Genomic DNA, 20,724 nt, shown 5'->3' with positions numbered 1-20,724 from the left:
GTCTTGCCATGGTCAACGTGACCAATCGTGCCGATGTTCACATGAGGCTTAGTGCGCTCGAATTTACCTTTTGCCATAGTCTCTTTCCTTGGACGGCCTGGACCTTCAGTTCAGTCGAATGCGGGGCGATTAGCGACAAAGGCCAAAAAACACAAGCGTCTTTTGGCCGGGTGCGGTCTCACTCGGTCCGAACCAGCGATCCGTTTGCGGGGATATGGCGCCGATATAGGAAGGCTCGGGACAAAATGAAATGGGCGCGGAGCCGACTGATCGAAGCCGGCATCGCGCTCTGTTCCCCACCAATCACTGTCTGGTTCACAGCCAGTTGATGGCCCATTGCGGCCGCTGGCGAGGTCTGATTTCCTGACCGAATGCCTTTCCTTCCGACGACCGTTCGCGGCCCGCTTTTCATGATCGTCTCGACCGGATCGTATCTGGTCAACGATACGATGATGAAACTGGCGACCACGGGTCTGCCCTCCTACGAAGTGCTGTTTCTGCGCGGCGCGGCCGCAACACTCTGGGGCTTCCCGCTGCTGTTCCTGCTTGGCTACGGCAAACAGATCCCCCTGATCTTCGACAGAAGCGTGCTGCGCAGGAACCTGCTCGAACTGGCCGCTATCCTTTGCTATGTCGTGGCGCTCGCCAACATGCAGATCGCGGATTCCACCGCGCTTGGACAGATCACGCCGCTGCTGATGCTGGTCGGCTCCTCGATTCTGTTCGGCGAGCGTATCGGCGGCCAACGCATGGCGCTGATCGGGCTCGGCTTCATCGGCGCCCTGATGGTGGCGCAGCCGACCATGCAAGGCATTTCGGTCTACGCCCTGCTGGCGCTCGGCAACGCGACGCTGTCAGCCGCGCGCGACCTTGTCGGCAGGCGTGTCCCGACAGAAGTGCCCGGGATGATCGTGGCGATTTCCGCCGTCGTGGTGGTGCTGATCGGCGCTGGTGCGGCACATCTGGCCTCCGAGCGCTGGGTCATGCCAGAGGCACGCCACCTGCTGCTGATGGCCGGCGCCGGGTTTTTCCTGATCTTCGGCCACTTCTTCATCTTCATGGCCTACCGCGTCGGGCCAACCAGCGCTGTCGCCCCGTTCTACTACTGCTTCACCGTCTGGGCGGTCATTTCGGGCCTGCTGGTGTTCGGGCAGTTCCCCAACACGCTGGCGATCTGCGGCATCCTGCTGGTGGTCGGCAGCGGGCTGACCATCGTGTCCCTGGATCAGCGCCGACGCCGGCTGACCGCGGTCGCTTGACATCGGCATCCGAGCGCTTGCCTTCCGCAGTTGTTGCAGCTTGATTGAGTTCCGATGCCGGAACGCAAAGCAGCCATTCGCTTGTCGGCTGGGCGGTGTTCATCGCCGGAACGGTGATCTTCTTGGTCGCGGCCGACGCCATCTCGATGCCGTAGTGGCCGCAGCGCGGACACGCAGCGTTCCTTACCGCTCAGAAATAACCGTCCTGTCAGACCGGTGGCTGACGCCTAGAGCGTCCGGCTCCCGCTGAATTGGTGGTAGGCCCACAGCACAACCACCGCGCCAACCACAGCCACGATCAGGCTGTAGATGTTGAGGCCAGTGACCCCCGACGCGCCGAAGGCGCTGAAGATCAAGCCGCCGACAATGGCGCCGACGATGCCGAGCACGATATCCATTATCATGCCCTGGCCGGTCTTGTTGACGATCTTGCTGCCGATAAAGCCGGCGATCACGCCGAGAACGATCCAGCTGATGATACCCATTTTTTCCTCTCCATCCCCTGCCAACCCGACATTTTCATATGATTGTCAAAAGCTCAAGCCAGCTTGAAATTCCGCCTGCATACGTCATTGTTGGAGATGGGCCGGGCTTGGTTGAGATGGAGGATCCACTATGGGACTTTTCGACAACGCCGTACCTGGCGGCAACATCACCAAACCGCTGATGATCGCGCTCGGCGCGTTGCTGGTCGGTAAGATGCTGAGCGGCAGAAGCGCCGAACAGCCGGACCAGCAGCCTCAAGCGCCCGCTCCGACCGAAGCCAATCCCGGCGACGGTGGCTTGCTCGGCGGTCTTGGCGGCCTGCTCGGCAAGCTCAGGGACGCCGGCCATGGCAACGTCGCCGATTCCTGGGTTGGCACCGGGCAGAACCAGTCGATCAACGCCAATGATCTGGGTGCAGCACTCGGGCCGCAGGTCATCCATGAGATCGCGCAGCGCACCGGCATGGACGAGCAGGAACTGCTCAGGCAGCTTTCCACCGCCTTGCCGGGCATCGTCGACAAGCTGACGCCAAACGGTCAGGTGCCGCAGCAACACCAGGTGGCCTCCGCGTTCAACAGTTAACGCACGCATGCCCTGAAGCGCTGGGCGCTTTGCCGTGCAGCGTTGGGTCTAGCGATGATGAGGAAGAGAATCTGGAGCGGGTAGCGGGAATCGAACCCGCATATTCAGCTTGGAAGGCTGCTGCTCTACCACTGAGCTATACCCGCGCCTTGCACTGAAGTACCGGATTCACCCGAAAAGCGCCATGCGCTTTTCGCCTCCGATGCTTTTCTCGTTTCAGGGCTTCCGGGCCGGCAGTGGTGGAGAGGGTTGGATTCGAACCAACGTAGGCTAAGCCAACGGATTTACAGTCCGTCCCCTTTAACCACTCGGGCACCTCTCCAGTCTGCCGCCGGAGCCATGCAACGAGGCATTCACGCCGATCCGGACCCGAGATAGATGTCTTCTCCGAAATCAGCGAAGCGCCTTATGGCGGCAAGGCCAGTGGGTGTCAACCGCGCTGGAAGGGTTTTTCGATGTTGTTCGCCGGCTGCGGCGACGGGCCATATCCCTGGCCGCGGGACCCAGCTATAGAAGCCAGCCATGAGCAACAAGACCAACACCCCGAAAGACACCCACTACGCCAAGCTGCGCCGCGCCCATCGCGACGAGAAAAGCGGCGGCGCGCCGGCGTTCCGGCCGCGCCAGCCCGTTCCGCCGGGCGAGAATGCCGCCGATGGCCTGGTGCGACTTTATGGCCTGCACACGGTGCGCGCAGCACTCGACAATCCGCGCCGCAAGATCCGGAAAATGCTGGTGACGCGCAATGCGGCCGAGCGTCTTGACATAGCCGACCTCGCCGGCCTGTCCTTCAAGGCGGAACTGGTCGAACCCAGGGATATCGACAGGATCACCGGTTCGGACGCCGTCCACCAGGGCGTGCTCATCGAGGCCGAACCGCTGAAGCCCAAGCGCCTCGACGCGCTCGGCGACACAAGGCTGGTGCTGGTGCTCGACCAGGTCACCGACCCGCACAATGTCGGTGCCATCCTGCGCTCGGCGGTCGCCTTCGGTGCCGGCGCGCTGATCACCACCGCGCGTCACAGCCCGCAGGAATCAGGCGTGCTGGCGAAATCCGCCTCCGGCGCGCTGGAGCATATCGACCAGATCGAAGTGAAGAATCTCGCCGACGCGCTCGGGCAATTGCACGAGGCCGGCTTCCAGACGATCGGTCTTGATTCGGACGGGCCAGCGGAAATCGAGACCAGCTTTGCTGGCGAGCGGATAGCGCTGGTGCTCGGCGCCGAGGGCAAGGGCCTGCGCCAGAAGACGCGCGAGACCGTGACGACACTGGCGCGGCTCGACATGCCCGGCGCCATCCGCTCGCTCAACGTGTCGAACGCTGCCGCGGTCAGCCTCTATGCCGCGCGGGCCTTTTTGAAGCGCGGCTGAGCGGGAAGCGGCAGAGCCGCCTGCCGGGAAGGTTACGAAACGAGAAACGGGTTCCGGCGATATCAGCCGAAACCCGTTCTTGGGCAGGGCAAGAGGTGGCGGCCTGGGAACGTTATACCGCCCTCTCCTGACCTATGCCGCTTTTCCTTTGACTTCAGCTGCCGCGCTGCCAACCTCGAAATTGGCCATCCGCTCCAGCGCCCGGACCAGGGCCGAGTGATCCTCCTTGGCACCACCATTGGCCGCGCAGGAATTGAACAGTTGCTGGGTGGTCGAGGTGTTGGGCAGCGACACGCCGAGCGCCTTGGCGCCTTCCAGCGCCAGGTTCAGATCCTTCTGGTGCAGTTCGATGCGGAAGCCCGGCGCGAAGGTGCGCTTGACCATGCGCTCCCCATGCACTTCTAGGATGCGCGAGGCCGCCAACCCACCCATCAAGGCTTGCCTGACCTTTGCCGGATCGGCGCCGGCTTTCGACGCAAAAACAAGCGCTTCGGCGACGGCTTCAATGGTCAGCGCGACAACGATCTGGTTGGCGACCTTGGTGGTCTGGCCGACGCCGTTCGGTCCGACCAGGGTGATGTTCTTGCCCATCTTCTCGAATACCGACCTGGCGCGTTCAAATGCCTTTTCCTCGCCGCCGACCATGATGGTGAGCGACGCCGCCTTGGCGCCGACCTCGCCGCCCGAAACCGGCGCGTCGAGATAGTCGCAGCCGAGATCATTGATCTTCCCAGCGAATGTCTTGGTCTCGATCGGCGAAATCGAGCTCATGTCGATCACCAGCTTGCCCTTGGAAAGGCCGGAGGCGACGCCGTTCTCGCCGAACAGCACATCGGCCACCTGCGGCGTGTCGGGCACCATGGTGATGATGATGTCGGCAGCCTCGGCCACGGCCGCATGGCCTGTGACGGTTTTCAGGCCTTTGGCCACGAGATCCGCCGATGGCTTGGAGCGGTGGTCGCTCGCGATGACCTTGTAGCCGGCGTCGAGCAGATGCCCTGCCATCGGCGCACCCATGATGCCGAGGCCGATGAAGCCGATGGTTTCCATTGATTTCCTCCTGAAGGTCTCTGTTCAAATCTATCGAAGGTCGGCGCTGCCTCTCATCCGCCTGCCGGCACCTTCTCCCCCGTGAAAGACGGGGAGAAGGGACAGAGCTCCAGCGCTGGCGCGCCCCTCTCCCCGTTCTTCAGGGGAGAGGGTAAGGTGAGGGGCGGCGCCGACGGTGGTTGGAAATCCGCCTACGCCGCCGCGCTTCCCTGCCCGGCGAACTCCCGGAACCAACCAAGTCCCTGCTCGGTCCCCGCCTTCGGCTTGTACTCCGCGCCGATCCAGCCGGAATAGCCGAGGCGGTCGATGTGCTCGTAGAGGAAGGGATAGTTGATCTCGCCCGTCCCCGGCTCGTGACGGCCGGGATTGTCCGCAAGCTGGATATGCGCGATGCGGCCGAGGTTTGCCTCGATTTTCCGGGCGAGATCCCCCTCCATGATCTGCATGTGATAGATGTCGTATTGCAGGAACAGGTTTTTTGAGCCGACACGATCGATGAACGCCAGCGCCTGCTCCGAATAGTTCAGGAAGAAGCCTGGAATGTCGCGCGTGTTGATCGGCTCGATCAGCAGCCTGATGCCGGCCTGCTCCAATTTCTCCGCCGCGAAGGCGAGGTTTTCGGCAAAGACGTCTTCCAGCACCTTACGGTCGACACCGGCCGGCACAATGCCGGCGAGACAATTAACCTGCTCGCAGCCGAGCGCCTGCGCATAGATGATCGTCTTGGCGATGCCCTGGCGGAATTCCGGCACGCGGTCGGGCAGCACGGCGATACCGCGCTCGCCCTTGCCCCAGTCGCCGGCGGGCAGGTTGAACAGAACCTGCGTCAAGCCGTTCTTCTTCAGCCTCGCGGCAACCACGTCAGGCGCATGATCATAGGGGCCGATATATTCGACGCCCTTGAAGCCGGCACGAGCGGCTGCGTCAAAACGGTCGAGGAAATCATGCTCGCCAAAGAGCATCGACAGATTGGCTGAAAAACGCGGCATTCTTCTTGTCCTTCTTCTCAGTCTAGCATCACGATCGCCGTCGGCGCGTCTTCCTGATGTTCGGCAAGGTCCTCGAATTCGGTGATCTTGTCGATTTCGGTCCCCATCGAGATGTTGGTGACGCGTTCGAGGATGAATTCGAGCACGACCGGGACCTGGTGTTCCTTCATCAGCCGCTGCGCTTGCTTGAAGGCGGCGGCGAATTCCTCGGGCTTGCGCACCCTGACCGCCTTGCAGCCCATCGCCTCGGCGACGGCGACATGGTCAACGCCATAACCGGCTTCGGGGTCGTCGGCGCGGTTGATGTTTTCGAAGGCAAGGCTGACTTCGTAGTCCATCGAGAAGCCGCGCTGCGCCTGGCGGATCAAGCCGAGATAGGCGTTGTTCACGACGACATGGATGTAAGGCAGCTTGTGCTGCGCGCCGACCGCCAGTTCCTCGATCATGAACTGGAAATCATAGTCGCCCGACAGGGCCACGATGGTGCGGTCCGGATCGGCGGCGCGAACGCCAAGTGCTGCCGGCAGCGTCCAGCCAAGCGGGCCGGCCTGGCCGCAATTGATCCAGTTGCGCGGCTTGTAGACATGCAGGAACTGCGCGCCGGCAATCTGCGACAGGCCGATCGTGGTGACGTAGGTGACGTCGCGGCCGAACGCCTTGTTCATCTCCTCATAGACACGCTGCGGCTTCAGCGGCACCTGCTCGAAATGGGTCTTGCGCTTCATCGTCTTCTTGCGGCCCTGGCATTCCTTCGCCCAGCCCGACCAGTCGCGCAATTTGCCAGCCGTCTTCCACTCGGTGGCGACGTCGAGCAGCACCTTCAATGCGGCACCCGCATCCGAGACGACGCCGAGGTCCGGCGCGAAGACGCGGCCGATCTGCGTCGGCTCGATGTCGACATGGATGAATTTCTTGCCCTTGGTATAGACGTCGACCGAGCCGGTGTGGCGATTGGCCCAGCGGTTGCCGATGCCGAAGACGAAGTCGGCTTCCAGCATTGTCGCATTGCCGTAGCGGTGCGAGGTCTGCAGCCCGCACATCCCAGCCATCAGCCGATGGTCGTCGGGGATCGCGCCCCAGCCCATCAGCGTCGGGATGACCGGCACGCCGGTGATTTCGGCGAATTCGATCAGCAGATCCGATGCATCGGTATTGATGATGCCGCCGCCGGCGACGATCAGCGGCTTTTCGGCGGCATTGAGCATGGTCAGCGCCTTTTCGGCCTGCGCGCGCGTCATCGCCGGTTTGAATGGCATCAGCGGCTCATAGGCCTCTATGTCGAACTCGATCTCGGCCAGTTGGACGTCGACCGGCAGGTCGATCAGCACTGGACCCGGCCGCGACGAGCGCATCAGGTGGAATGCCTTCTGCAGCGCCATCGGCACCAGATACGGTTCCATGACCGTGACCGCCCATTTGGCGACAGGCGACGCGATCGCGGCGATGTCGACGGCCTGGAAATCCTCCTTGTTGAGCCGCGCACGCGGCGCCTGCCCGGTGATGCACAGGATCGGAATGGAATCGGCGGCAGCCGAATAGAGACCGGTGATCATGTCGGTGCCGGCCGGACCCGAGGTGCCGATGCAGAGCCCGATATTGCCCGCCTTTGCGCGGGTGTAGCCTTCGGCCATGTGCGAGGCGCCCTCGACGTGACGGGCCAGGACATGGCGGATCGTGCCCCTCGCCTTCAGCGCCGAATAGAGCGGATTGATCGCCGCGCCCGGCACGCCGAAGGCGCAGGAGATGCCTTCTTTTTCGAGAACGAGAACCGCGGCATCGACAGCGCGCATCCTGGCCATTTTCCGGCCCTCCACAGGGGTTGTCATTGTTGGATTGACTGAGGATGTCAGCAAGCCGGCTATTTTTCAATTTTTTCAGAATATTTTTTCATTTCTAAAAAACGGCCGCTATTCATTGATTTTATTTGCCTTCCGGTTTTTCAGGAATTTGCGTGCCGATAGCGGTGGAAAACTTTTTCATTTCCTTGTTCGGCGAAATCGGTGACAATGGAGCTATGGAAACCGCCGAAAAACGTCAGCGCGGCCGGCCACGCGCCTTCAACGGGCCATCCGAGGCCAATTCAGTGCAATCGCTCGATCGTGCCTTGCGCATCCTGGCCATCGTCGCGGAGGGCAGCGGCCTGTCGCTGAGCGAGATATCAGCGCGAAGCGGCCTTGCGGCCTCCACCGCCTACCGCATGCTGACGACGCTCGAAAACCACGGCATGGTCGAGTTCGACACGAGCGACCAGTTATGGTCGATCGGGGTCGAGACCTACCGCATGGGCGCGGCGTTCCTGCGCCGCCGCAAGCTGGTCGACCGCGCCCGCATCGTCATGCAGGAATTGATGGAGAACACCGGTGAAACGGCCAATCTCGGTGTCGCCGAGGATGATTGCGTGGTGTTTGTCAGCCAGGTCGAAACGCATCAGGCGATCCGCGCTTTCTTCCGTCCGGGCACGCGCAGCCCCTTCCATGCGTCCGGCATCGGCAAGGCGGTGCTGGCGCATCTCGAACCGGAGCGGGTCGGGACCATCCTGCGCAAGGCCGGCCTGCAGCGTTTCACCGACAAGACGCTCTCCGAGATCCCGGCCCTCGCCGACGACCTAGCTGTCATCAAGCAACGCGGCTGGTCGGTGGACGACGAGGAACGGCACCCCGGCATGCGCTGTGTGGCGGCGGCCATCTTCAACGAATTCGGCGAGCCAATCGGTGGCGTTTCGGTGTCGGGCCCGACCGTGCGAGTGACGCCGGAGCGGCTGGCCGAGATCGGGCCGATGGTGCGCAACGCAGCGGCCGAGGTGACCAGGATGATCGGCGGGACAACGGGCTGATCAGCAAGCGTCCCGCAGGGCGGGGCGCTCCTGGTCGCCGCCTCGACGATTCGAGCAGGATTTGCCGGCACAGGCCGCTCGCGGCAAAGATAAAGACAGTGATAGACATGGAGTTGGCGCGCTGGACGCTCATGGGATCGTTGTGCATCGTCGGTTGCCGCGCCAAAGGCTGACGACAAGCGGCGTGATTGGAATGCATGCGGAAGGGCAGGCATGAGGGAAACGGTTCCGCTTCTGCTTGCCGCTTCGCTTTGCGGATGCGTGGCGGCAGCGCCCAAACCCGATCCTGGGGACCAGCGCGTCAATCCGATCCCGATCTCGCTTGCCCTGGAGGAGATCATCACCACCGGCATTCGCCAGCGCCTGGAGGACCCTGCCTCCGCCAGGTTCGGAACTATTCTTGCCGGCGAACGGACCCTCAACGGCCACCGGGAGATCGTGGTCTGCGGCCATGTCAGCGTCAAGAAATCTTCCGGCAACCATGGAACCGACGAACCTTTCGCTGCCAAGATCTATCCGGACGCGGGAAGTAGCTTCGAGTTCGTCGCGATGGGTGACCAGTCGCCGAATGCGAGCCTCCTCATTGGCGACACCTGCCGTGCCGCCGGATTAGCGATCCTGGACTCCAAACTGAAGGCTAGTCTCTAAACACGGCCTTCCGGCGTTCAAACGAGGAAAAGGGGCCGCGTGCAGCCCCTCTTGCCTGTGTTGGCACACCTCCTCTTAAAGCCGGCAGTAGTGGCTGTAGCCGTCGTGGCCGATATAGGTGTCAGAGTCCGGATCGTAACTCGAATAGCGTTCGAAGCAGCGGCGTACATGCCAGGAACCGCCATCTTCGTCGACGTAGACAGTTCGCGGCTGCTGCTGGGCGAGAAGGCTGCCGAGGACGAAACCGCCAACACCGGCGGCGATGCCGATGCCGAGGTCGTGGTGATGCGAGTGAGCCGCCGAGGGCTGGACGGTGCCGACCAAAGCGGTGGCGGCGACAGTGGAGGCGACGAGGCCCGAAACGAGTATGCGCTTGAACATGACGATCTCCTTGGTTCGTTGACCGAGGCGATCCATCCGCCTCTTGATCATCTGTCGCGATGACAAGGAAAAAGGTTCGAAAGATTTTTCGGGCGGACAAAGATCGACCAGCTCGATGTGGCCACATGGCGCCAATTATCAACGATGATATCGGCGCATGGCGGCATGCGGACGCAAGAAGGGCGGCCGAAGCCGCCCTTCTTCGATCGCACCGTCAGGCTATGTTCAGTAGACGATGATGTGATGGTGATGATGGTGGTGGTGATGATGGTGCCACCAGTAATCCGGGTAATCAGGGTAATCCGGGTAGTCTGAATAGTACGACCAATCCTCGTAATGATGATGGTGATGGTGCATACCGTAAGCTGACGACGTCTGAACCGTGGCGACCAGCGCGCCTGAGGCGACGAAAATGGCAACGAGAGCGGAAGTGAGCGTGCGCTTGAACATGATGATCTCCTGGATCCTTGAGCGAGGCGACCATTCGCCTCTGGAGATCAGTCGACGGAGTGCGGCAAAAGGTTCGAAGGTCGGGAGATTTTTCGGCTAATCACACAACGACGATTAGTGAAGAGAGAATCACAGGGATCTCGGATCACCACTGCCTACTGCCTACTGCCTTTCCCCAACCTCATCCCATGCCGGTGATATGGCGAAGCCAGAAGGCGAGCGCGATGAAGCCGACGATGGTGGTCACGCCGGTCCAGTCCACATTGGCCTTCTTCCCGTCACTGATGAGCTTCACCAGCAGCATCCAGGCGATGACGACGATCGGAAGAATGATGACAAGCCTGATCATGCGACACTCCAGTTCGAAGCGATTGCACCTGCTTTAATGTAGGAAGCACGTTTGCGGATTTCAGCATGCGGCCCACGCGTCATCCACCAGGGTACGAAGCCAAAAAAGTTTTGTCTTTACTGGCGCGACAAATATGCTAACGGGGCGCCATGCCTTGTAGCTCAGCTGGTAGAGTAGCGGTTTTGTAATTCGCTGGATCAATCGGCTAAGGTGTTGGAAAGCCATGATGTTTTCCAAAGCCGGGTTTCAGGGGTATACGTACGGGTAAATGTGCCGCCTTAGCTCAGATGGTAGAGCAGTAGTTTTGTAAACTATTGGTCGGGGGTTCGAGTCCCTCAGGCGGCACCACTCGGCGCGTTTGCGCGTAGCTGCTCGACAACGTTGCATTGGGTGGAATCTACCGCCTGAATGAAATCCTGCAGCCAATCGCGAAGTGCAAACTTGTGCTCTGCAGTCGGCCCATAGGCAACATGATCGGCGTGCGCATTGTCACCGGCACGTGGCGTATAGACGATGTCAGTAGGAAAGCCGGGCAAAGGGGAAGTTCCGTCTGTCCGCAGATTTTCAACACTCTGATACAACACGCCGATGAACGGCATTTTATCGCCGCAGAATGCCCTTGCTTCGGCTTCAACATCTTTGACCAGTGAAAGCAGTCGGCCGGACAACTCCAGAGACCAAGCCCGGTCATCCGGCTGACTAATCGCTTTGCCTCCAAAAGCGCCATTGTGAACGGTGCCATCGGACCGAAGGTATGCCTCGTTTGTCAGTACTCGCAGCCAGTAGTCACGAACATCCGCTTTGTCCCCCCAATTCAGCGCCATTTAGCGGTTTAGCCTCCTTACAAGCCCAGCCAGATCGAATTTCAAGCTTCCTAATTCGATATCTCGCGCATTGAGCACTCCTCTTTGCCCATTTGCCCGCCGCCAGTAACCTTTCCACACACTTCCAGGCCCGATATCGATGAAGAGCTTATGCAAGTTGCCGTTCTTCCAAATCCACTCAAGCGCAATCGCACCGTCGGCGGTGGGGGCAATTGCCGGATTGGACAGCACCTTGGGCAACGAATCCAAAAAGCCTTTGGCGGCACGTCTTGTGTCTGCAGTTATGGGATCAGCGTCAAACCCATCCCAATTCTCAGTTTCATATTTGGCGTATGAAGCAAGCCGATCCTGCCCTTGCGTGACACCAATGCGGTTGGCTGTGGTGATCTCCCGCGCGAATACAGCGGACAACCGTGCGAGCACGGCGTTGCGGGGGCTCTCAGAGAACAGGGTCACATGGACAAGATGCGGCAAAAAAATCGCGTTGGGCGCCGGACCCTCGAGAACCGGCTCGCCCAGCGGAAAATAATGCGAGACGTCGGCCGACCATTTCGTTTGCCAGTAGTTATCGAAAAGAGCCTCGATTTGCGAGTAATGAGCGTCGCCGGAAAGGTCCGGCCGCGCAGTCACATTCGCGCTCATAGGGCTAGAACCCTGGGGATATCCGGTTTGACCAGCCTGCAAGATGCCAATTGGATAGGATGGGGCCGTCGCGTTCGCCGCCGCAAAAACATTCATGGACACTCACCAGACTCGACATTTTCACGCGCTAAATTAACTAGCTCCTCGAATATGGGGATCAACAGCGTTTTCTCAAACGGGGTTGTGTTCGCTGCATCTGTGCTGTGATCAATTTCAAGTCGCACCCCGAAGGTCGGATCATTCAACGAAACTGTACCACTCTCAGGCCCCATTCTGAATTGGCCGGTCAGGACTCGCAGCGCGCCGAAAGAAGTTATTCGATTCAGTTCACTCCCCGTCACATTGCTTTTGGTTGGCCAATTCGTGCGCAACAGAAAGTCTTTCACTCGATCTTCAATTCTCGCTGATCGAACGTACTTTGACAAAGCGCGATTTGTATCCTCAACACCATCAGTTTTTAAGAGAACGATACAACCAAAAGCAATGCGAATTACGGAGTACGCAGTGCTTTCAAACCAACCCAACGCCGTCTCAACGAACGCTGGGAAACCGTCCTCAAAGCTGGCAAACGTCGGCCATTCGGCAACTGTTTCCGTTGATGGGTTTTGTGTTAATACGACGTCAACTCGGGACCCTTGGAATGAGAGGTTAAGGCGTCCGGGTCCATATTCGCCGGCATAGACCCGTCCTGCAGGCACCGTCTGCCGTAACTCGGCTTCGTCTTGTCCGGTCAAAGCGGTCCATTCGGCTTCAGAGCCTTTGGCCGCTTCATTCAAAAAAACAGTAAGCCGCAGAGTCTCTACCTGCCACTTCGCCGCCATGGTCCCCCTCCTGTTTCCTGAGGTCTAGCATTGCCGAAAGTTCATTAATAGAGACGGAATCGATACCTCATCCTCGACGGCTTCTGACCCGCACCGGACAAGTATCAGCCAGGACTCGGCTTCTGCTGGAAAACCATCCATTGCTTGCGAATCTGAGTTGGCTCGCCGCACGCTGCGCAATTCGTCGTTAAGTTCTCGATCAAATCACGCTCGGGCGTCCCGTTCTGGGTCTCGCATTTCGTGCATTCCCACCGGAGTTTGCGCAGCTCGTAGTCGACCACCTCACCGACGCTGAGAACATCATAGACGCGGCCGCACTCGCTACAGATCACGACCGCTCCTTTTGTAATGTGCTCCGCGCGACGATACATCTCGAAGCCGCAGTGGCAATTCATCATCCAGCGCGGGCCGACTAGGTGAAGATGCCAGGATTATGAATCCAGAACCTTGCGAAGCTCCGGTGCGTATTCTTGGCAGCGGTTTCTAAAAGTCGCAGCCGTAGCGCCCTGCCCTTTCTCTAGCTGGTCGATCGTTGGCACGTGCAGCGCGTTACCAAGCGCGTTGTGCGCCTTGCTGGCCCATTTCGCTGTAAAGCGGTAGTCTTGGGTGCCTAAGGGATGCCATTCCCCGGTCTTAGGGTCTTGGATGCTCAGCAGTTGTGGAGTGGTAGCGTACTTGTCTATTTCAAGGAGCTCATCGAGCACCTTTTTAGGTTGCCATTTGGCGAGTTCGCCTTTCGACAATTCAGCGCGATAGAGGCAGAGCATTCCATAGCAAATCGCCTCGACACACAGGCGCAGTTCAACGCAGGCATATCTTGTAAGGCCGTCATCCCCGGCGCCTAGGAGTATGTCCACCGTTTTGAGGTGATCCTTTGCCCTTTCTCTATACTCGCTCGCCAATTTCTGTGTCATTCGCACCACCCGCAGTTCGAAAATCAACCCCTGCGCTTACCCTGGACGCGATTGCTGAAATTCGGGCGTCATCGATTCGTTGAAATTATTGTGAATTCGTGACGGTGTGTTTGGGCTGGCATTCAATTGAATGTTTGCTGCTCAACACATTGTATAGAGCCGAGCCTTTGATTTAGCATCGGGAATTTCACGTCGGCAACTCAGCGTCTGTTTGGATAACCGAAGGTCGCGGCTTCGATTCCTGCCGGGGCACCAGTTCCTGTGTGTGTACGATCCGAGATCCCAAACCTTCCTGATTCGACTACGAGCGCCGCCAATCTCTATGGAGCGCTCGCGACTTGGGCAGACGCGTTTGTCCTGGTGAACGTATTCCTCACCCTGACCGACTTATAGACGTAAGCGGCCCAGATGCCGGTCACCACAAACGAGGCTATAGGTGCCACCAGCGCATCGCCTGCAAGCGCTTGGTTCACCGGGACCCCCAGAATTGACGAGATCCAGATCGTGTCCAGGATGAACACGACCGGCATTGCAAACCACTGGAACAGAAACAATTGCGGGAAGCGGTGGCTTCGCCGCAGCATTAAAGCCAGCACAACCAGCTGAAGTGCCAAAAACGCCAGATTGAGGGCAACTTCGCCATACGCCGCCAGAGCCCCGTTCGGCAGGGTCATGAGTTGCCGGTAACCTTCGACCGAATTGACCAAGTCGGCGAGTGTACGCAGCGGAGACAATGCCTGAACGATCGCCAGCAGCATCAACCAACCACCGAAGCCCACAAGACCAGCTGGATTCTGTGATGGCTTCGCGGCTGACCGGACAGCAAAGAAAACAGGTACGCCGATCAGCAGCAGTACTATTGCCCAATGCCAGACGGAAAACGACATTTTTACCCCCCCCCTTTTTTATGCCCCCTTAGGTTGTATCAGGTTTTAAATTCAACTCAAGAGGTGAAGTCGCGGGAAGGTACGTTGGGTGCCGAAGCGGCGATTTCTCCTGCCTGCTCCTGACAGTTGGTTTCACACCCCGATCGCAGCCACCAAGATCCGGTTCTGCCGCCTTATCGCCGCGCGCAATTCCGGCATCCCCGCCTTGTCGCGTTTCACGAACTCGATGAACATCATGTTCATGTTGTTGAAGATCAGTTCGCCGAGTGACGCCCCGTCGATGTCCTGACGTACCAGGCCAATCTCCTGCAGCCGGGCGATCAGCGCGCGGATCTGTTCGGTCAGCGAGCGGTCGAGCGCGGTGTAAGCCTGACCGAACGGGCTGTCGGGCAATTGCGTCGAAATCGCCATCGCCTGCCGCCACATCTCCTTGCTGAGATAGTGCAGCGAGTGCTCGATATAGATGCCGACCAGCGCATCCAGCGCATCGCCGACATTGGCGGGCGGGTTGGCGACCACGCCGCGCCCGGCGTTCAGCACCTCGTTGACCTCAAGCGAGACGATGGCGCCGAGGATGTCGCCCTTGTTCTGATAGTAATTGTAGATCGTGCCTATCGACACTTCGGCCTGCGCGGCGATCGCCTCGATCTTGGCGCCCTCATAGCCGGCCTCGCGAAAAAGCGCCGCCGCCGCCTCGATGATGCGCCTGTGACGGTACGCCTTTTGCCTTGCCCGCAATCCGCTCATATCCTCCTCTTGCCATAAAAACAGAATTGACTCAATTTTAGAATTGGTTCAATTTTTTGCAAGAAGCCACAAAGGCAAAGGGAGAACACTCGATGTCCGTCAGATCCGCGAATCCACTTTCCGTCCTCAAACGCCATCTGCATGCCGCCTGCGCCGCCACGGCATTGCTGCTTGCGGCGTGCGGCATCGCCCAGACCGCCGATCTCAACGCGCTGATCTGGTGCGACCATTCCGATCCGGCGCTGCTCCAGCCCTTCGAGACGGCCAACAACGTCAAGGTCAACGTCAAGGAATTCGAGGGCACCGGCGCTGGTCTCGCCATCGTCGAGCAGTCGCAGCCTGGCGACTGGGACGTCATGGTAATCGACTCGATCGACGTGCCGCGCGGCGTCGAGAAAGGCCTTTTCGAGCCACTGCCGGAAGATAAGCTGCCCTTCGCCGACCTTTTCCCGCAAGTGAAGATGGACAAGTCGACGATGATCGACGGCAAGCGCTACGGCATCACCGAAAAGTTCGGCTACAACACGATCGGCTTCAACAAGACCAAGGTCGATCCGGCCGACATGCAGTCCTTGGCGTCGCTGACCAGCGACAAGTACAAGGGCAAGGTCGCCATATACGACTATTACCTGCCGGTCATCGGCATGGCGGCGCTGGCCATCGGCAAGAAGACGGCTGATCTCACCGAGACCGACCTGCCCGCGCTCAAGGAAGAGCTCCTGAAGATGAAGGCCAATGCCAAGCTGGTCGGCGAAGTAACCGCCAGTCAGACCGCGCTCGCCACGGGTGAAGTCGACATACTGGTCGGCGGCGGCGAGTGGGTGACGGCGGGACTGGCGAAGGAGAACCCGGCTCTGGATTTCTCCATCCCGAAAGAGGGCGCGGTGTTGTGGTCGCAGTCGCTGGCCATGTTCAAGGATTCCAAGAACAAGGACATGGCGCTGAAGTTCATCCAGTACATACTGAGCCCCGAGGGCCAGGCGCGGCTTGCCACATCGTCCTGCTATTGGGGCATGCCGTCGAACACCAAGGCCGCGCTCACCGACGACCAGAAGAAGGTCCTGCGGTTCGACGAGCAGCCGGGCTTCCTGGCTCGTGCGCAAGCCTATCCGGCGCCCAATGCCGACCTCGACAAGAAGATGCAGGATATGTGGACCGAAATGCTGCAGGCAAAGTGAGCGATCCCCGCTCATGAGCACAGCTGAAAACAACGGGCGTCCCTGGCCCCGGGCGGGTCGCGCCCTGCCCCGGGCGGGTCGCACTTTGCCCTGGGTGCTGGTCACGCCCGCGCTCGGCTGGACGCTGCTGTTCTTCGTGCTGCCCTTCGCCGCCATGGGGCTTTCCAGCCTGACGGCGCATGAGGGCGGCGGTTTCACACTGTCCAACTATAGCCAGTTCTTCACCAACCCGTCCTACTGGCAGGCGATGGTGAACTCGCTGCAGGTCACGGTGATCGTCACCGTGGTTTCGGTGCTGCTCGCCTACCCCTTCGCCTGGATCCTGGCCGAACAGGTGCCGGAGCGCTGGCAGCGCCTGGCGCTGATGCTGGCCGTGCTGCCGTTCTGGACTTCCTATGTCGTGCGCTCCTATTCCTGGCTGCTGGTGCTGGCGCAGAACGGCGTCATCAACCGCGCGCTGACCGGTTCGGGCCTGATCTCGGAGCCGCTGCAGCTCGCCAACACGCGTTTGGCCACGGCCACCGGCTTCGTGCATTTCTTCGTCATGCTGTTGACGCTCACCATTTTCGCCAACCTCAAGCAGCTCAGCCCTAGCTATCGCAAGGCGGCCGCCGATCTCGGCGCCGGGCCGGTGCGCACCTTCCTGCACGTCATCCTGCCGCTGACCTTGCCCGGCATCATGGTCGGCGCTTTTCTGACCTTCGTGCTGTGCATCGGCGACTACATCACGCCGCAGATTCTCGGCGGCAACAACGAGCTTCTGATGCCGCAGCTGGTGATGATGCAAATCGGCCGGCGTGGCGATTTTCCGCTGGCCTCGGCGCTGTCGATCATCCTGATGGCGGTCGTCACGGTTGCCTACCTCGCCTGTGCGCGCTGGCTGAAGATCGAGCGGGCCTGACCATGCGCCAAGTGATCCGCGTCGCTTCCTGGATCTATGCGCTTGCCGTCTACGGCTTCATCTTCCTGCCGGTTGTCGTGCTGGTGCTGTTCTCGCTGCAGTCGACCTCCTTCCCCATCCCGCCATTCACCGGCCCGTCGCTGCGCTGGTACGATGCCGTGCTCTCCGACGCCAGGCTGACCTCGGCGCTGCTCAACTCGCTGCTGGTCGCGGTGCTTTCCTCGGCCACCGCTGTCACGCTCGGCTTCCTCTCTGCCTGGGGGTTCGCGCGCTTCGTGCTGCCCGGCTCGGGTCTGCTGCGCGGCCTGATCACACTGCCGCTGACGGTCAGCTATCTCATCATCGGCATGGGGCTTCTGGTGCTGTTCAACTGGGGCGGCGTGCCGAAGTCACTGCTTGCCGCCGGTATCGGCCATGTCGTGATCAACCTGCCGCTCTGCTTTGCCATCATCTACAGCCAGATGGGCGACCACCAGATCAACATCGAGCGTGCCGCGCGCGACCTCGGCGCGCCGGAGTGGAAGGTGCTGCTCCTCATCACCGTGCCGGTTATGGCGCCGGCCATCTTCGCCGGCTTCTTCCTGTCGATGACCTTCTCCTGGGACGAGTTCGTGATCTCTTTCCTACTCACTCGTTTCGACACCACATTGCCCGTGGAAATCTGGAACCTGCTGCGCTCCGGCCTCAATCCAAAAACCAATGCCGTCGGTTCGCTGGTCTTTGCCGTTTCCATCGTGCTGGTGGTGCTGTTCGAACTGACTTTGCTGCGCAGGAGAAAGCCATGACCGCGCCCCTGGTCGACATCCGCGGTGTCTCGCACCGTTTCGGGCAGCTGGCCGTGCTGAAGAACGTCTCGCTGCGGATCGAGCCCGGCAGCTATACGATCCTGCTCGGGCCGTCGGGCTCCGGCAAGACGACGCTGCTGTCCATATTGGGCGGCTTCGTCACCCCGAGCGAAGGCAAAGTCTTTATCCGTGGCGAGGACTGCACATCGGTGCCGCCGGCCAAGCGGCCGACGACAACCGTGTTCCAGGACTATGCGCTGTTTCCGCATATGAGCGTCGGCGGCAATGTCGGTTTCGGGCTCCGCATGCAGGGCGTCGATGGCACGAGGCGTGCAGCAAAAGCACGTGAGGCCCTGGCGCTGGTTGGCCTTGCCTCCGCCTTCGACAAGAAGCCGCACCAGCTTTCCGGCGGCCAGCGGCAGCGGGTGGCGTTGGCGCGTGCGCTGGTCATCGAGCCGGCGGTGCTTTTGCTCGACGAACCGCTCGGTGCGCTTGACCTCAAACTGCGACGGCAGATGCAGGACGAGTTGAAGGCGATCCAGAAGCGCGTCGGCACCGCCTTCATCCATGTCACCCACGACCAGGAAGAAGCGATGGCGCTGGCCGACCACTGCGTGGTCATGAATGATGGGCGCATCGAGGACGAAGGCCCGCCCGAGCGTGTCTATGCCAGGCCGGCGACGCGCTTTTCGGCGACCTTCATGGGCGAAAGCACGATCCTTGCCGGAACGGTGATGAAAGCGACAAACGGGGCAATCACGGTTTCGACGCCAGCGGGCGCGATCTTGCTGCCTGGCCCTCAGCCGGCCGGTACCAGCATTGCGCTTGCTATCCGGCCGGAATACCTGCGCCTTGGTGAGACCAAAGGCGATATCGCGCTGGGTTCCGCCAAAGTCAGCGATGTCGTCTTCCAAGGCAGCTTCAAACGCGTGCTGGCGACTTCGGCGTTGGATCCGGCACTGCAGTTCATCGCCAAGGCACCCGCATCCACAACTGTTCAGGCAGGCGACACTGTCGTGGTTTCGTGCAACGCTGACGACATCATCCAGCTGGCGGACTGAGACATGAGTGTGCTTCCAGCTATCGACGCGGCGGACTGGTACGAGACCATCCGCATGGGCGACGGGGTCACGCTGATCCATGAACCATGGATCAAGCCGTTCTTCCGCTGCAACATGTGGCATGTGCGCGGTCGCGACCGCGATCTCCTCTTCGACACAGGCCTTGGCCATTTCAGCCTGCGCGCGCATGTGACTTTGGTGACGGAGCGCAAGCTCATCTGCGTCGCCAGCCACACGCATTTCGACCATATCGGCTGTCACCACGAATTTCCCGACCGTTGCGTGCACAGCGCCGAGGCGGAAATCCTTGCCGATCCGCGCAGCGAATGGACGGTTGCCGACCGCTACGCCACCGACGAAATGTTCGATCGGCTGCCGCAAGGCTGGGATACGGCTCGCTACGGCATTCTATCCGCGCCGGCCGACCGTCTGCTCGAGCATGGCGACATTGTGGATCTCGGTGACCGTGCCTTCGAGGTCGTCCATACGCCGGGCCATTCGCCTGGCGGCATCGCGCTCCACGAGAGAAAGACCGGCATCCTGCTCTCCGGCGACATCGTCTATGACGGCCCGCTGATCGACGACGTCTACCACTCGGACATCCCGGACTATATGGCCACGCTGATCGCCATGCGCGACCTTGATATCTCGGTCGTGCATGGTGGCCATTTCCCGAGCTTCGGCAGAGTGCGCTACCGCCAGCTGATCGACGAATACCTGGCGCACAAGCGCCAGGCCGGCTGCCACCTGCGGCAGAACGGGTAGACCGGGTCCCGGATCAACGCATCAGTTCGAAATGCCGAGGGAATGCCTGATGCAGCAGGAGCAGCATGGTCTTGCGCAGCACGTCGGTGTCGCGGCCGGAAGGGTTCAGATGATCCCAATACCATGCACCGTGAACCAGGTAATTCAGGCTCTCTGAGAGAGTGTTGATGTCGATGCCGGCATAGCCGCCGCTGCGCGCGATCTCGATCAGCAATTCGCGCGCTTCGGCGGTGTAGGCGAGGTCACTGGGCAGGCCAATCTCATTGTAGATCTGCATGCTCTTGCGGTCGCTGGAGAACACGACGAAGACCGACACCCATTTCGGATGCTGCCCGGCAAAACGTTGTGCGCATTCGACGGCGCCCAGCAGCCTGTCAACCGGCGACAGGCCGGGCGCCCGCACCAGGTTGAACCACAGCTCGTCATACTGATCGCTGAGATATTGCAGGACGGCCCGGAACAAGTTCTCCTTGCTGCGAAAATGGAAGACGACCAGCGCGTTGGACGAGCCGACATGTTCGGCGATACGCTGCATGGTGACGCTCGCCAGACCCTCCTCCGCGATGAGCTCGATGGTGGCGTCGATGATGCGCTGTACGCTGGCTTCGCCGCGTTCGCGCCGACGGTCCCTGGGCGGGGCATCGTTTGCCGACTCCCTGCCCTTCGTCGCCGCGGCCTTGCGTTTCTCCGGCCTTGCGGTTGCCTTGCGCTGCGCCATTTTCGTCAGCCCTTTCGGACCCGCGGCGGAAATATTTCGCCGCACGGATTGCTTTGTCATACGGACCGCCGGCTCATCCCGGA

General features: G+C 60.5%; 24 protein-coding genes, 3 tRNA genes and 1 pseudogene. 11 read left to right on the top strand and 17 right to left on the bottom strand.

Annotated elements, in window-relative coordinates:
* Positions 1–77: pseudogene (locus FJ930_RS26200) on the bottom strand (elongation factor Tu); the annotation flags it as partial.
* A gap of 294 nt (positions 78–371) precedes the next feature.
* Between FJ930_RS26200 and FJ930_RS26195 the strand changes: the two are divergent.
* Entirely contained in the window at positions 372–1,259 is an 888-nt protein-coding gene (locus FJ930_RS26195) for a DMT family transporter (protein ID WP_141840692.1), read from the top strand.
* Positions 1,260–1,486: 227 nt separating this feature from the next.
* On the opposite strand, the gene FJ930_RS26190 is transcribed toward FJ930_RS26195, so the two are convergent.
* Positions 1,487–1,744: a GlsB/YeaQ/YmgE family stress response membrane protein gene (locus tag FJ930_RS26190; RefSeq protein WP_140747049.1), complete on the bottom strand. Its 258-nt coding sequence runs from the start codon at positions 1,742–1,744 to the stop codon at positions 1,487–1,489.
* Between the two features lie 130 nt (positions 1,745–1,874).
* On the opposite strand from FJ930_RS26190, the gene FJ930_RS26185 reads away from it, so the two are divergent.
* The gene (locus FJ930_RS26185) at positions 1,875–2,327 is read left to right on the top strand and encodes a YidB family protein (protein ID WP_140747051.1); all 453 of its coding nucleotides are present in this window, start codon (positions 1,875–1,877) and stop codon (positions 2,325–2,327) included.
* Positions 2,328–2,399: 72 nt separating this feature from the next.
* Here the strand turns inward: FJ930_RS26185 and FJ930_RS26180 are convergent.
* A tRNA-Gly gene (locus FJ930_RS26180) sits at positions 2,400–2,473 on the bottom strand.
* Positions 2,474–2,564: 91 nt separating this feature from the next.
* Positions 2,565–2,649 (bottom strand) — tRNA-Tyr (locus FJ930_RS26175).
* A 200-nt stretch (positions 2,650–2,849) separates the two neighbouring features.
* Between FJ930_RS26175 and FJ930_RS26170 the strand changes: the two genes are divergently transcribed.
* Entirely contained in the window at positions 2,850–3,698 is an 849-nt protein-coding gene (locus tag FJ930_RS26170) for an RNA methyltransferase (protein WP_141840691.1), read from the top strand.
* 132 nt (positions 3,699–3,830) lie between these two features.
* Here FJ930_RS26170 and FJ930_RS26165 read toward each other — a convergent pair whose 3' ends face one another.
* The 3 genes from FJ930_RS26165 to gcl form a co-directional block, all read right to left on the bottom strand.
* The gene (locus tag FJ930_RS26165) at positions 3,831–4,748 is read right to left on the bottom strand and encodes a 2-hydroxy-3-oxopropionate reductase (protein ID WP_141840690.1); all 918 of its coding nucleotides are present in this window, start codon (positions 4,746–4,748) and stop codon (positions 3,831–3,833) included.
* Between the two features lie 191 nt (positions 4,749–4,939).
* Entirely contained in the window at positions 4,940–5,737 is a 798-nt protein-coding gene (gene otnI / locus FJ930_RS26160; RefSeq protein ID WP_140747060.1) for a 2-oxo-tetronate isomerase, read from the bottom strand.
* A 17-nt stretch (positions 5,738–5,754) separates the two neighbouring features.
* On the bottom strand, positions 5,755–7,536 hold the full coding sequence (gene gcl, locus FJ930_RS26155) for a glyoxylate carboligase (protein ID WP_141840689.1): 1,782 nt from the start codon (positions 7,534–7,536) through the stop codon (positions 5,755–5,757).
* A 215-nt stretch (positions 7,537–7,751) separates the two neighbouring features.
* Here gcl and bhcR point away from each other — a divergent pair, with 215 nt between their 5' ends.
* Complete coding sequence (gene bhcR / locus FJ930_RS26150; RefSeq protein WP_141840688.1) at positions 7,752–8,570, top strand: HTH-type transcriptional regulator BhcR; 819 nt, start codon at positions 7,752–7,754, stop codon at positions 8,568–8,570.
* Between the two features lie 213 nt (positions 8,571–8,783).
* Positions 8,784–9,218: a hypothetical protein gene (locus FJ930_RS26145; protein WP_141840687.1), complete on the top strand. Its 435-nt coding sequence runs from the start codon at positions 8,784–8,786 to the stop codon at positions 9,216–9,218.
* 75 nt (positions 9,219–9,293) lie between these two features.
* Here FJ930_RS26145 and FJ930_RS26140 read toward each other — a convergent pair whose 3' ends face one another.
* From FJ930_RS26140 to FJ930_RS26130, 3 genes are all read right to left on the bottom strand, one after another.
* The gene (locus FJ930_RS26140; protein WP_140747072.1) at positions 9,294–9,599 is read right to left on the bottom strand and encodes a BA14K family protein; all 306 of its coding nucleotides are present in this window, start codon (positions 9,597–9,599) and stop codon (positions 9,294–9,296) included.
* 225 nt (positions 9,600–9,824) lie between these two features.
* Positions 9,825–10,049 carry a hypothetical protein gene (locus tag FJ930_RS26135; RefSeq protein ID WP_140747075.1) on the bottom strand — a complete coding sequence of 75 codons (225 nt, stop codon included), beginning with the start codon at positions 10,047–10,049 and terminating at the stop codon, positions 9,825–9,827.
* 181 nt (positions 10,050–10,230) lie between these two features.
* The gene (locus FJ930_RS26130) at positions 10,231–10,398 is read right to left on the bottom strand and encodes a hypothetical protein (RefSeq protein ID WP_141840686.1); all 168 of its coding nucleotides are present in this window, start codon (positions 10,396–10,398) and stop codon (positions 10,231–10,233) included.
* Between the two features lie 272 nt (positions 10,399–10,670).
* Between FJ930_RS26130 and FJ930_RS26125 the strand changes: the two genes are divergently transcribed.
* Positions 10,671–10,746 (top strand) — tRNA-Thr (locus FJ930_RS26125).
* Here the strand turns inward: FJ930_RS26125 and FJ930_RS26120 are convergent.
* From FJ930_RS26120 to FJ930_RS26095, 6 genes are all read right to left on the bottom strand, one after another.
* Entirely contained in the window at positions 10,734–11,222 is a 489-nt protein-coding gene (locus FJ930_RS26120; protein ID WP_141840685.1) for a hypothetical protein, read from the bottom strand. The two genes, FJ930_RS26125 and FJ930_RS26120, sit on opposite strands and share 13 nt — an antisense overlap.
* Positions 11,223–11,960, bottom strand: a complete 738-nt coding sequence (locus tag FJ930_RS26115; protein WP_141840684.1) for a hypothetical protein — start codon at positions 11,958–11,960, stop codon at positions 11,223–11,225.
* Positions 11,957–12,685 carry a hypothetical protein gene (locus FJ930_RS26110; protein ID WP_141840683.1) on the bottom strand — a complete coding sequence of 243 codons (729 nt, stop codon included), beginning with the start codon at positions 12,683–12,685 and terminating at the stop codon, positions 11,957–11,959. Before FJ930_RS26110 ends, FJ930_RS26115 begins: the two co-directional genes overlap by 4 nt.
* 431 nt (positions 12,686–13,116) lie before the next feature.
* Positions 13,117–13,599 carry a hypothetical protein gene (locus FJ930_RS26105; RefSeq protein ID WP_141840682.1) on the bottom strand — a complete coding sequence of 161 codons (483 nt, stop codon included), beginning with the start codon at positions 13,597–13,599 and terminating at the stop codon, positions 13,117–13,119.
* A 320-nt stretch (positions 13,600–13,919) separates the two neighbouring features.
* Positions 13,920–14,486: a DUF2569 family protein gene (locus FJ930_RS26100; protein WP_141840681.1), complete on the bottom strand. Its 567-nt coding sequence runs from the start codon at positions 14,484–14,486 to the stop codon at positions 13,920–13,922.
* Between the two features lie 132 nt (positions 14,487–14,618).
* Complete coding sequence (locus FJ930_RS26095; RefSeq protein ID WP_140747477.1) at positions 14,619–15,233, bottom strand: TetR/AcrR family transcriptional regulator; 615 nt, start codon at positions 15,231–15,233, stop codon at positions 14,619–14,621.
* 92 nt (positions 15,234–15,325) lie between these two features.
* Between FJ930_RS26095 and FJ930_RS26090 the strand changes: the two genes are divergently transcribed.
* The 5 genes from FJ930_RS26090 to FJ930_RS26070 are packed head-to-tail and all read left to right on the top strand — an operon-like array spanning position 15,326 to position 19,923.
* Entirely contained in the window at positions 15,326–16,411 is a 1,086-nt protein-coding gene (locus tag FJ930_RS26090; protein WP_141840680.1) for a spermidine/putrescine ABC transporter substrate-binding protein, read from the top strand.
* A 13-nt stretch (positions 16,412–16,424) separates the two neighbouring features.
* Positions 16,425–17,312: an ABC transporter permease gene (locus tag FJ930_RS26085; RefSeq protein ID WP_141840679.1), complete on the top strand. Its 888-nt coding sequence runs from the start codon at positions 16,425–16,427 to the stop codon at positions 17,310–17,312.
* A 2-nt stretch (positions 17,313–17,314) separates the two neighbouring features.
* Positions 17,315–18,097 (top strand): ABC transporter permease, encoded by a 783-nt coding sequence (locus tag FJ930_RS26080; RefSeq protein ID WP_141840678.1) that lies wholly within the window; start codon positions 17,315–17,317, stop codon positions 18,095–18,097.
* A complete protein-coding gene (locus tag FJ930_RS26075) occupies positions 18,094–19,158 on the top strand; it encodes an ABC transporter ATP-binding protein (RefSeq protein ID WP_141840677.1) in 1,065 nt (354 codons plus the stop codon). The genes FJ930_RS26080 and FJ930_RS26075 overlap by 4 nt, the downstream gene beginning before the upstream one ends.
* 3 nt (positions 19,159–19,161) lie before the next feature.
* Positions 19,162–19,923 (top strand): MBL fold metallo-hydrolase, encoded by a 762-nt coding sequence (locus FJ930_RS26070; protein WP_141840676.1) that lies wholly within the window; start codon positions 19,162–19,164, stop codon positions 19,921–19,923.
* 13 nt (positions 19,924–19,936) lie between these two features.
* On the opposite strand, the gene FJ930_RS26065 is transcribed toward FJ930_RS26070, so the two are convergent.
* Complete coding sequence (locus tag FJ930_RS26065) at positions 19,937–20,701, bottom strand: TetR/AcrR family transcriptional regulator (RefSeq protein WP_246677030.1); 765 nt, start codon at positions 20,699–20,701, stop codon at positions 19,937–19,939.
* Between the last annotated feature and the right edge of the window lie 23 nt (positions 20,702–20,724).

It is taken from the genome of Mesorhizobium sp. B2-4-15, from assembly GCF_006658505.1.
In the GTDB taxonomy this organism is placed as follows: Bacteria; Pseudomonadota; Alphaproteobacteria; order Rhizobiales; family Rhizobiaceae; genus Mesorhizobium.
This window is presented reverse-complemented; position numbering and strand designations above follow the sequence as displayed.

Excerpts from the sequence above, each read along its gene's own strand:
- FJ930_RS26195 (WP_141840692.1), top strand. The coding sequence starts at position 372 with ATGCCTTTCCTTCCGACGACCGTTCGCGGCCCGCTTTTCATGATCGTC.
- FJ930_RS26190 (WP_140747049.1), bottom strand. The coding sequence starts at position 1,744 with ATGGGTATCATCAGCTGGATCGTTCTCGGCGTGATCGCCGGCTTTATC.
- FJ930_RS26185 (WP_140747051.1), top strand. The coding sequence starts at position 1,875 with ATGGGACTTTTCGACAACGCCGTACCTGGCGGCAACATCACCAAACCG.
- FJ930_RS26170 (WP_141840691.1), top strand. The coding sequence starts at position 2,850 with ATGAGCAACAAGACCAACACCCCGAAAGACACCCACTACGCCAAGCTG.
- FJ930_RS26165 (WP_141840690.1), bottom strand. The coding sequence starts at position 4,748 with ATGGAAACCATCGGCTTCATCGGCCTCGGCATCATGGGTGCGCCGATG.
- otnI (WP_140747060.1), bottom strand. The coding sequence starts at position 5,737 with ATGCCGCGTTTTTCAGCCAATCTGTCGATGCTCTTTGGCGAGCATGAT.
- gcl (WP_141840689.1), bottom strand. The coding sequence starts at position 7,536 with ATGGCCAGGATGCGCGCTGTCGATGCCGCGGTTCTCGTTCTCGAAAAA.
- bhcR (WP_141840688.1), top strand. The coding sequence starts at position 7,752 with ATGGAAACCGCCGAAAAACGTCAGCGCGGCCGGCCACGCGCCTTCAAC.
- FJ930_RS26145 (WP_141840687.1), top strand. The coding sequence starts at position 8,784 with ATGAGGGAAACGGTTCCGCTTCTGCTTGCCGCTTCGCTTTGCGGATGC.
- FJ930_RS26140 (WP_140747072.1), bottom strand. The coding sequence starts at position 9,599 with ATGTTCAAGCGCATACTCGTTTCGGGCCTCGTCGCCTCCACTGTCGCC.
- FJ930_RS26135 (WP_140747075.1), bottom strand. The coding sequence starts at position 10,049 with ATGTTCAAGCGCACGCTCACTTCCGCTCTCGTTGCCATTTTCGTCGCC.
- FJ930_RS26130 (WP_141840686.1), bottom strand. The coding sequence starts at position 10,398 with ATGATCAGGCTTGTCATCATTCTTCCGATCGTCGTCATCGCCTGGATG.
- FJ930_RS26120 (WP_141840685.1), bottom strand. The coding sequence starts at position 11,222 with ATGGCGCTGAATTGGGGGGACAAAGCGGATGTTCGTGACTACTGGCTG.
- FJ930_RS26115 (WP_141840684.1), bottom strand. The coding sequence starts at position 11,960 with ATGAATGTTTTTGCGGCGGCGAACGCGACGGCCCCATCCTATCCAATT.
- FJ930_RS26110 (WP_141840683.1), bottom strand. The coding sequence starts at position 12,685 with ATGGCGGCGAAGTGGCAGGTAGAGACTCTGCGGCTTACTGTTTTTTTG.
- FJ930_RS26105 (WP_141840682.1), bottom strand. The coding sequence starts at position 13,599 with ATGACACAGAAATTGGCGAGCGAGTATAGAGAAAGGGCAAAGGATCAC.
- FJ930_RS26100 (WP_141840681.1), bottom strand. The coding sequence starts at position 14,486 with ATGTCGTTTTCCGTCTGGCATTGGGCAATAGTACTGCTGCTGATCGGC.
- FJ930_RS26095 (WP_140747477.1), bottom strand. The coding sequence starts at position 15,233 with ATGAGCGGATTGCGGGCAAGGCAAAAGGCGTACCGTCACAGGCGCATC.
- FJ930_RS26090 (WP_141840680.1), top strand. The coding sequence starts at position 15,326 with ATGTCCGTCAGATCCGCGAATCCACTTTCCGTCCTCAAACGCCATCTG.
- FJ930_RS26085 (WP_141840679.1), top strand. The coding sequence starts at position 16,425 with ATGAGCACAGCTGAAAACAACGGGCGTCCCTGGCCCCGGGCGGGTCGC.
- FJ930_RS26080 (WP_141840678.1), top strand. The coding sequence starts at position 17,315 with ATGCGCCAAGTGATCCGCGTCGCTTCCTGGATCTATGCGCTTGCCGTC.
- FJ930_RS26075 (WP_141840677.1), top strand. The coding sequence starts at position 18,094 with ATGACCGCGCCCCTGGTCGACATCCGCGGTGTCTCGCACCGTTTCGGG.
- FJ930_RS26070 (WP_141840676.1), top strand. The coding sequence starts at position 19,162 with ATGAGTGTGCTTCCAGCTATCGACGCGGCGGACTGGTACGAGACCATC.
- FJ930_RS26065 (WP_246677030.1), bottom strand. The coding sequence starts at position 20,701 with ATGACAAAGCAATCCGTGCGGCGAAATATTTCCGCCGCGGGTCCGAAA.